The sequence below is a fragment of the Salipiger sp. genome, from assembly GCF_059781815.1.
On sequence record NZ_JBYNAH010000141.1, the window covers coordinates 4,338 to 13,546 of the forward strand.

7 protein-coding genes and 1 pseudogene are annotated in these 9,209 nt (G+C 60.9%); 2 read left to right on the forward strand and 6 right to left on the reverse strand.

Going from position 1 to position 9,209, the window contains the following annotated elements:
* The 3 genes from AC6RA4_RS16045 to AC6RA4_RS16055 all read right to left on the reverse strand — a co-directional run.
* Positions 1-826 (reverse strand): 6TM ABC transporter family protein (locus AC6RA4_RS16045; protein WP_500162019.1); only part of this gene is annotated, 826 nt, incomplete at its 3' end.
* Positions 827-967: 141 nt separating this feature from the next.
* A complete protein-coding gene (locus tag AC6RA4_RS16050) occupies positions 968-1,276 on the reverse strand; it encodes a hypothetical protein (protein WP_500162021.1) in 309 nt (102 codons plus the stop codon).
* 279 nt (positions 1,277-1,555) lie between these two features.
* Positions 1,556-2,554: a helix-turn-helix transcriptional regulator gene (locus AC6RA4_RS16055; protein WP_500162023.1), complete on the reverse strand. Its 999-nt coding sequence runs from the start codon at positions 2,552-2,554 to the stop codon at positions 1,556-1,558.
* A 210-nt stretch (positions 2,555-2,764) separates the two neighbouring features.
* Here AC6RA4_RS16055 and AC6RA4_RS16060 point away from each other — a divergent pair.
* Positions 2,765-3,922 (forward strand): annotated as a pseudogene (locus AC6RA4_RS16060) (IS3 family transposase).
* A gap of 331 nt (positions 3,923-4,253) precedes the next feature.
* Here AC6RA4_RS16060 and AC6RA4_RS16065 read toward each other — a convergent pair.
* A complete protein-coding gene (locus tag AC6RA4_RS16065) occupies positions 4,254-4,640 on the reverse strand; it encodes a lysozyme inhibitor LprI family protein (RefSeq protein ID WP_500162025.1) in 387 nt (128 codons plus the stop codon).
* A 622-nt stretch (positions 4,641-5,262) separates the two neighbouring features.
* Positions 5,263-7,071: a DUF3604 domain-containing protein gene (locus AC6RA4_RS16070; protein ID WP_500162027.1), complete on the reverse strand. Its 1,809-nt coding sequence runs from the start codon at positions 7,069-7,071 to the stop codon at positions 5,263-5,265.
* A gap of 179 nt (positions 7,072-7,250) precedes the next feature.
* Here AC6RA4_RS16070 and AC6RA4_RS16075 point away from each other — a divergent pair, with 179 nt between their 5' ends.
* Entirely contained in the window at positions 7,251-8,348 is a 1,098-nt protein-coding gene (locus AC6RA4_RS16075) for a hypothetical protein (RefSeq protein ID WP_500162029.1), read from the forward strand.
* Positions 8,349-8,702: 354 nt separating this feature from the next.
* Here the strand turns inward: AC6RA4_RS16075 and AC6RA4_RS16080 are convergent.
* The coding region (locus AC6RA4_RS16080) for a GFA family protein (protein ID WP_500162031.1) at positions 8,703-9,209 on the reverse strand (507 nt) is incomplete at its 5' end.

Genomic DNA, 9,209 nt, shown 5'->3' on the forward strand with positions numbered 1-9,209 from the left:
CCGCAAGCCCACCCGAGGTGAGATCCCCGGACAGCACCTGCCCCGCGCCAAAACCGAGCAGGAGAAGCATGACGAACAGGCTCGCGCTCTGCGTCACGTCGGTCAGCAGCCCGTCCATGCGATCGAGCCGGGCCTGCGCAGCAGCCATCGTGCCGCGCTCGCGGCAAAGTTTGGCATACAGCCGGGCGCTTACTCCCCTGATCAGCGCCCCGCCGCCGGTGCGCGCGAGCGCTGCGAACACCGCGCTGACGCGGCCTTCGCGGTGAAGCTCGGTTTTCAACGCCTCGGGATGCGCCGCCGCAGCCAGCCCGATGATGACGATCGCGAGCCCAGCCACCGCCAGTGGCGCAAAGACGAGCGGACCGCCAAGGAACCAAACGAGCCAGACGAAGATCACACCGAACGGCGCATCGAAGATGGGCAGCATCGATTGTCCGACAAGCGCGTCCTGCGCCCGCGCTGGTGAGGTGAACAGGATTTCGCGTTGCTCTGGCTTCAGGCTGCGCGTCGCGGGGCCCGAGAACGCGCCGTGCACCACTCGCATCCAGAGGTGATATTCCGCCTCTGCGCCAGAGCGCGCGAGGATGGCCGAGCGCACGTAGCGCAGGAAAGCCGCGACGACGACACTGACGGCGGCGACCGAAAAGATCACGTAGGCCGTGCCGATGGACTGGTTCGGTAGGATCCGATCGTAGACGTGAAGCAAGGCCAGCGGAACGGCCAAGGCCAGCAGGTTGATCGCAATGCTGAGGACGAAGGTCCAGACGCGCGTCATAAAAATGGCCTCATATCCGAAAGCCTCGAAATGCCGAAAATCGTCCGGCACAAGATCTTTTCGCCATGAAAGAATAGTGCCCGCGTCATTGCAAATACAATCTGTAGATGTATGCGAAAGACATCTGCACGAGGCCCCGGATGTCTTCCGCACAGAACCGCGCCGGTCAGAATTGAGGGGGGCGCGACCCGTTCAGCAATCCTGTGCCGGCAGCATGGTGACCGACGAATAGCGACCGTCAGAGGTGGTGATCTCGGCGCACGCCCCGGTTTCGCGGTTGAAATACCAGGTCGTCAGCCCCTCAGAGCGCACCGGTTCGTAGCCGAGGTTCCGAATGCCCATCTCGGCTTGGCCGGCGCGCGCACCCTCGAAAGAGCTCAGGTCGGAGGCGCTTCCGACCGAGGGCGTGCCTGGCGCGCTGCTGTCTTCGGTCGTCTCGACACAGCCAGCTAGGATCGTCAGGCCGGCCAGCCCGGCTGCAAGAATTCCATTCGTCTTCATCGGTATGCCTTTCCTTTTGCCTGGGGCACGGAACGATCCCGGCCCCCTCTTGCGCATCCTGGTCTCCCGGATGCGTCACGACTGGGGATACGGACAGCATGAGAGAGGTCGGGCCAATGCTGTCGATGTGCTCAAACCTCTCGCGCCCCGCGACCTTCAATGCTTAATCTTTCTTATATGTTCAGCTCCTTAGTACACATGACCTAATAAGTTCATCTTCTTGAATTTGAGGCAATCCGGATCGCGAAGAGACTGTCCGAAACGCGCATTCCACGCTCTTTAATTTTCCTTCCTACACCCGCCCTGCCGCCGCGAGAGCGTTTCCGAGGGGCTCTCGCCGAAGCGCTCGCAGTATTTCTGCGCGAACCGGCCCAAGTGATTCGCGCCTTGCGCGAATGCGGCATCCGCCACGCTTTCGGCACCGTCCTCGAGCATCAACGCCCTACGCGCGCGCTCCAGTCGCACCTCGGTCAGAAGTTCGTTCGGCGTCAGATCGAGGATCTCTCGGCACGCCAATTGCAAGCTGCGCAGACTGATACCCTGCGCGTGGGCCACGTCAGCCACTGTATGTACGGCGGCAGCGTTGTCGTTCATGTACTCGCGCGCCCGTCGCGCGATCCGGGCCATACTCTTCGAACTGACCGAAGTTTTGCGGACATCCCCTTGGCACAGCTGCAGGATTTCGACGAGACTTTCGGTCAGGAGCGCCGCCCACGAGGTCCGGACCGTTTCGTTTTCAAAACCGGGCGCGCCGCGCGAGAGACCGGAGCACAGAACCTCTGTCATCTGCAACAGCTCCGCAACCTGCGATTGCGCTCGAGCCGAGAGTCTCAGGGCAAAGGCGTTGAAGCCGGACTGGACGGCGCGGGGAACGCCGCCCCGCTCGGTCGCGATCCGGAGTTCGGCCTCCGGGATCACGACCGGTACACCGACGAACCGCGTGTCCGTCATCGGAGAGACCTGAGTGCTGCGCCGGTTTGGCGAGTGGAACAGCGCCTCGCCGCGCGCGGCTTGCAGAGTATCGCCACGCACGGTGCAACCGATCCGGCCAGCGGCGGGGATCAGAAGCGTCAGTCCGACCGGCTCGCGCACCCCGACACGATGCCCTGTAGATGTGACCCGACCGATGCTGATCGCCCCGAGCCGCGCGCGTTCGATCGCCACCTCGGCATCCGGACGCGCATCGAGCACCAGTGGCTCGGTATGCTCGAAGAGCCCGCTTCCGTTGTCCCGCCCCCGCGTGCGCCCGTATCGCGCGACTTCGATGAAGCCGGGCATCTATCAGTTCCCGTTTGCGCTGGCGGCGGGAGCGCTGCTCTCGGCTGGCTGCCCGGAACACTGGGTTGCTCGGACACCGTCGAGACCGCCAAAGACCCCCAAAGCCCCGGTCGCGCGGAAACTGACCGGAACACGATCCTGCGTGACCTGCCCGCCGCGAAATCCCTCACCGTGATGTAGAGTCTGCGCCAACTCTGAAGGAGCAGACACATGCGAAAGAGCCGTTTCACCGAGGCACAGATTATTGGGATGATCAAAGAGCAAGAGGCCGGCATGCCGACTGCGGAGGTGTGCCGCAGACACGGTCTGAGCACGGCGACATTTTACAAGCTGAAGGCCAAGTATGGCGGGATGGAAGTGTCCGAGGCGGCCAGGCTGAAGGCGCTCGAAGACGAGAACGCCAAGCTCAAACGCCTGCTGGCCGATACCATGCTCGACAATGTCGTGTTGAAAGACTTGCTGGGAAAGAGCTGACGACATTGACGAAGCGGCGAGACGCGGCGCTCCGGGTGATGCGGGATCATGACATCTCGCAGCGCAGAGCCTGCAAGTTGGTTGGTGTCGATCCAAAGACAGTCCGGCGAGAACGCCGGCCGGACTGTGCCGAGATCCGCAAGGAGATGCAGGAGATCGCCGGCAAGCGGCGTCGGTTCGGCTATCGCCGGATTGGCGTCCTGCTGGAACGCAAGGGCATGATCATGAACCACAAGAAACTTTACCGGATTTACCGGGAAGAGGGACTGTCAGTGAAGCGACGACGTGGCCGGAAGCGCGCGCGCGGAACAAGGACGCCGATGCCTTCAGCGGCATGCGTCAACGCGCGCTGGTCCTTGGACTTCGTGTCCGACAGCTTCGGCGCCTCGCGGAAGTTCCGGATTCTGGCGGTGCTCGACGACTGCACCCGGGAATGCCTGCCTTGTCGCAGACACCAGCCTCTCCGGCGCACGGGTTGCTCGGGAACTGAGCGCCCTGATCAGGGTCTACGGCATGCCCGGCTGTATTGTCAGCGACAATGGAACCGAGTTCACCAGTCGTGCCATCTTGAAATGGGCCGACGAGAACGAGGTGCCTTGGCACTACATCGATCCGGGTAAGCCCCAGCAGAATGCGTTCATCGAAAGCTTCAATGGCAGCCTGCGAGACGAGCTGTTGAACGAGGAACTCTTCGAAAGCCTGGACGATGCGCGGCGGAAGCTGGCCCTGTGGCGCTACGACTACAACGCGGTCAGACCGCACTCTTCGCTGGGCAACCAGACCCCGCAACAAGCGCGCCGAGCGCTTGAGCAATTTGAGGGCTCCGCGCCCGCCGCGCTTGCGTCCGACGAGGCGCCCGAATACCAAAATCCAACCAGCAGACTCTCGTTATGAACGAGGGACCCGCGGGGGGCAGGTCAAGAATTGGCCCATGTGACCCTCCCCGCGACCTTCATTCCCCCTACGGCATCCGACCGGCCTCCGACACGAAAGGCGGGGAGCCGTCGTTCGCTACGCCAAGGACGAACGGCAGCTCAGCGCAGTAGCGGACGTCGCCGTCGATCCGCACACTTCGCTGGCAACGACCTTATCCGCCATTTCTGGAGGTCACATGCAGAGTGAGATCGCCGACCTCATGCCCAGGAATTCCGCCGCCAAGGCGTGATCGGAACACCGGTTACGACAATAGGTGAAGCAGGTCAATAAATGGGGCGAGACTGAGAGCTCACTGAATGTAGCGCGACAGGTCCCTCGATCGCTCGCGACCAAGCTCGACCCTGCAGGAGTTGATCGCAATCCCTGTTCCTGAGCCGCCGCCAAAAGTTGCCCCGACATACTTGCAATGAGCGTCGCGGTAGTCCATCCAGGCTGACTGCCCGGCGCTCAGGGCTGGCACAGCAACCTCGCGCTCGGTGATTTTGTCGAGCTCTCTGGCGCTATCCATAGCGAAGCCCAAGTAGACCTCCATGGCCGCATCGACATTCTCGAGCATCGTGGCAACGCAATTGCCGATCTGGACTTGGCTGTTCCCTCCGCACTCAGTCGCGGGATCTGCAAGAGCTATTCCGGTTCCGCAGGTGAGATAAGCCACCAATAAGAAAAGTCGTTTCATGGTGTCCTCCTCACTCAACACCTCCTGCAATCAGGGCGACGGCCCCCTGAGCTCATCATTGCGTTGCCATCCACTCCGAACAAGCCACAGTTTCGCGGTGGCACAAACCTCCGAAGCTCTCGTCAGTTGATATGGAGATCGCGCCCCGCTCCATGATACATGTCATATTCTGAGAAAATGATACCTCCCACCAGCATGCAATTCCCATCGCTCGATCGTCGGACCCAGACCGTAGGCAATGGAGTTCTTTGCTCCCGAGGTACCGTGCGCCAAATACCGAAGGACAAGACAGATCTTCCTCAACGGTGTTGCCATCGTCCGTGAGGCCGCGCCACCGCTCATCCGCCCGAACGCCCTATGTGCGCTCCGCAGCAAGATGTCTGTTACCCACATGGGCGGCTAGCTGACCTTCGCTGCGACCGGAACGAAAGGCTACGTCAAGTTGGCAAGCTGCCTATGATCGGCTTGAGAAAGTCCTCGACAGCGGAAGTTCAGCCTGTGTTCTCCGGTCGCGCCTTTCGAGTTATACGGTCATGCAAGAACCAAGACACCGGCGAGCGGACAAACGCCAAGTGCCACACCGAACGGATCCGATACGAACGATCCGAGGGTTCTTTTTGGCTCAGCCTTCCGGCGTATACCAGATGGGCGACGTCCATGCGCGCTCTTGGATCGCGGTCGGCAATCCGTCCGGCACCTCGACACCTAGCTGCTTGGCATCATAGGTTGACCAGCGCGGCGTCGGGATCTGAAGGACACGTGCATAATAGACCGCAGGCAACGCAGGATCGAACTCGGGATCTGTCCAGGCGACCATCAGCTCCGCGGCCCCGATGTCGTTGGTGTAGCTGGCCTCGGCTACGTCAACCGTGTTGCCAACCAGCTCGCTGCCGTCGGTGCGGCCATCCGAGAGCGCGACGTCATAGATGGCTTCCTTCTGCTCGCCATTCTCGACCCACCCCTTGATCACCTGGATCCGATCGAGATTGGCGCCATCCGCCTCTTTGAGCGCAGCCACGAGGAAGGTCGGCGCCGCACCCTCCGGAGCTGTGGGAAGATCGCCGCCCATGGGCACACCGCCATCGTAAGCAGCCTGCAGCCAGTCCGCGCTTTCGATCACGCCCTCAGGGTAGCCGAAGCCGCCAAACATCCGGACCCGCATCCGCACGCCGGAGGTGGCAAAGGTCTCCTTGCGGACCATGGCGTCGAAGATCGCCTCGCGCGTGTTCGACTCCGCCCAGACCCCGGCCACGCCACCGGAACTGAACTCTCGTACCTGCTGGGCATTTGCGTCGCTGAGCCCCGGGGGGCCTACGAGACGATGTTCAGGGCTGTTCTCAAAGCCGTACTTGCCGGTGTAGTTGTTTTCCTCGATCACTGCGGCCGCGCTGTGGGTATCGCTGTCACCGATGAAGCCGTACTTGAACGGGTTTCCGTTGCCGTCGGCCTCAAGAGCCAATCCGCGGATCAGGGCCTCACGCATGTAGCCACCAACCTTATTCTCCGGCGGTACAGCGTCTGCGGACAGGGTGTAGTCCCAGATCTCAAAGTTTCCGAACTCATCGTTTGGGCTTATCGCCGGGTGGACTTCGGATGTGCCCTTGATCTGGGTAAGTTCGTAGAGTGGCTCATTGCGCATCCGCGTCTCGGCATAGTCGCTGTCGATATCGCTGCCGCCGTAGGTGGTGCCGATCGGGAACATGAGACCGTCACTGGCATTGCCGTTGTGAGGCACGGCAAGGAGTTCCGAACCGTTCTCGCGCTGCAGGTCCATCCAAGCCCAAAGGTCTTCCTCCCGGTCGGATTCAATTGCAGAAAAGGCGTGATCGGACACGTTCTCTGTGTCGCGGAAGATCACCACCCGATGCAGGTTGCGCGAACCGGGGTTGGAGGTCCATTCGAACCCCGCGAATGTGGTAAATTCACCGGGATCGTAGTGTTGGTCGGCGATATCGACGATCTTCTCCCAAACGCTCGACATAATTTCGGAATCGCCGAGGATCGGGTCATTCTGCCCGTTGGATATCCCGTCGAGGATTTCGTTCATGGCAGCGAAGGACGCTTCCGGATCGTCTCCGTTGATCGCGGCCGCAAGTGGATGCTTGCTGACCGGGCTGGTCGGATCGGCGATGAGTGGCAGCGTCCCAAGGTACTCGGCGTGATCGCCGACAGCGTACCAGTCGAGCGGTCGCAGAATCTGTAGGTCCGGGCCACCTCCGCCTCCCGGGATCGCCTCGCCCCTTGCCCACCGGTAGGCTTCGTCGGGGCCGGCGATCGCGCCGTTGATATTGGCATCGAACGACCAGGCGGTATGCACGTGCAGGTTGCCGAAGTAGGCCTCTTTCAGTGGATTTGTCGGCACGTCCTGCGCGAAAACTGCGCTTGCGGCGCAAAGCGCAAGCATCGAGGTGGTGGCAAAAGCGCGAAACATTCCGATCTCCCCGCTAATTATTTGTGAAAAGAGAATATTATGCAGTCAAAGGTTGCACGATTCCCAAGAGCTTGCCACAGGTAATTCGCTCGTGCGGTCCAATCGGCGAGCTCAGGCTTTCCTAGACGGAAACTGTCAAAGCGCGTTACGCTTCGGACGCGTCAACCCTGAGGTGAATCATGAACTGCGCTGCGGGAACGATGAAGTCCTTGCTGCTCGCCACTTTGATCGGAGCAGCGGCAGTCACTGGCATGGTCCAGCCCGTCACCGCCTGCGCGTTCGATGCGGCTCTGCCGGAACGGACCGAGATTGATTGGGTGATCTTGTCGGATCACTTGGTGCTCGCCCGCCAAGACCCGGACACGCCTTATGCCTTCAAGGTGACCGAAACCCTTATAGACGGCGGCAGGAAGCCACGTCTCACAGAATTCCTTGACGCGTACACGCAGCGATCGTTGCTTGCGAACCCAGAGGATGCCGTTCTCTTCGGATTCGACCCGCTTTCGGAGAAATGGCGGCGCATCGCCTATCTTTCGCCCGCTTACCGGGCAGTGGTCGAGCAAGTGATCGCAAAGAAGTCTGGCTGGGACCCATCATTTGATCTCGAACGGCTCGAGATGTTCTCGGCACTGCAGGCAAGTCCGGAGTCCGCGCTGCGCGATCTTGCGCTGCGCGAGCTCGACAAGGCGCCCTATGACGCCCTACGGCGGATCGAGGTGCAAATTCCGGTCGAGGACCTTCTGAAGGCAATGCAGGTTCCACAGTCCTATGCCTACATCCCGATCCGCGCTCTGCTTCTCGGCCTTAGCGGCGATGACGCGGCGCGCGCAAAGCTTCGCGGTTATGTCGAGACGGTGGCTGGCTGGGATCGGGGAACGGATCACCTCGGGGCCTTCGCTGCGGGGCTCGTTGAGATCGATGGTGCAGAGGGAATCGCTCGGCTCGAAGAGTTGATCCTTGCCGATCCCAGCCAGCCTTTGGACAAGCTCGAGCACATCGTGCAGGCGCTCGCGGTCCACAACGGCGTCGGAAGCCCGGACATGCGGCAGGAGATCGCGGCTGCGCTGGATCGTCTTGTCGCGGTTCGTCCGGAAGCTGCGGCTCTGATCGCACGTCGGTTCGGAGCCCTCGATGACTGGTCGCAAGCTTCGAGACTCTCCCAGCTCTTGCAAGACCGCGCCCTGAGGAATGCAGCCGACCTACTGCAGGTCGCCGTATATGTGGCTCAGGCTAGAGAGGTCGCGATTCCGACGGCTGATGCGGTCAAGGGCGGGTAAGCGCCGTTTCATCCGGTTGCATCGCCATGCGCTTGCAGGCCGTTGATAGAGGCCCAAGGTCACTGCGGCATGCTTCGATCGAGCTCCCTAATTCAGTTTCCAGATTTTGCGTCTCAATGTCAGCAGTGTCGACCTCTGCCCCGCGCTGAGGCACACAACCGCATCGGAAGGCAGCTTCGAATGGCTGCGCTGCAGCATCCTAAGTTGGTGACGGATGTCGGCTCAGGGCAATGTGCGTCTTGGGTACAGTTTCAGCTGGCCAAGCACCGCGCCGCTCTGCCGCAAGACCGCTCCGAGCCCATAACTGACCGGAGAGACAACAATGGTCGGCTGTGGTTTTACTGACCATTGGTGTCAGTCGGCAAAATAGTTGGGAAAGTGTTCGAACTCTTCGAGCGCCAGGTTCGAAGGAGCCCAGTGTGTACGCTCGGCCAAGAAGACCTTGGCTGCCTTGCCCAGTCTAGGTTCAGAGTTCAGTGATCCGGCGGGAACAATGACCATTGTCCCGCTCCGATTCAAGAAAGGGAGGCCCGATCCGCACACTCGGCAGAATGCCTTTGCGAAGACGCGACTTGGGTGACGAAAGCACTCGACCTGTTCCCCACCTTTCACCCAGGACAGGCTAGCGGAGTCTGAAAAGAGGTTCGAGGAGTGGGCGGAACCCGAGATGCGCCGGCATTGAGCGCAATGACAGAACAGAAGGAACTTGAAGTCGTTCCTGATAGTGTATTCGACGGCTCCGCAAAGGCAGCCACCAGAGATCAATTCGTCCATATTTTTCTCCATATAACTGATTAACGGCAAGTTTAGGTCGTGTTGACAAAAGGGATTCACATCAGGCTTTGAGCATGATTCAAGCTG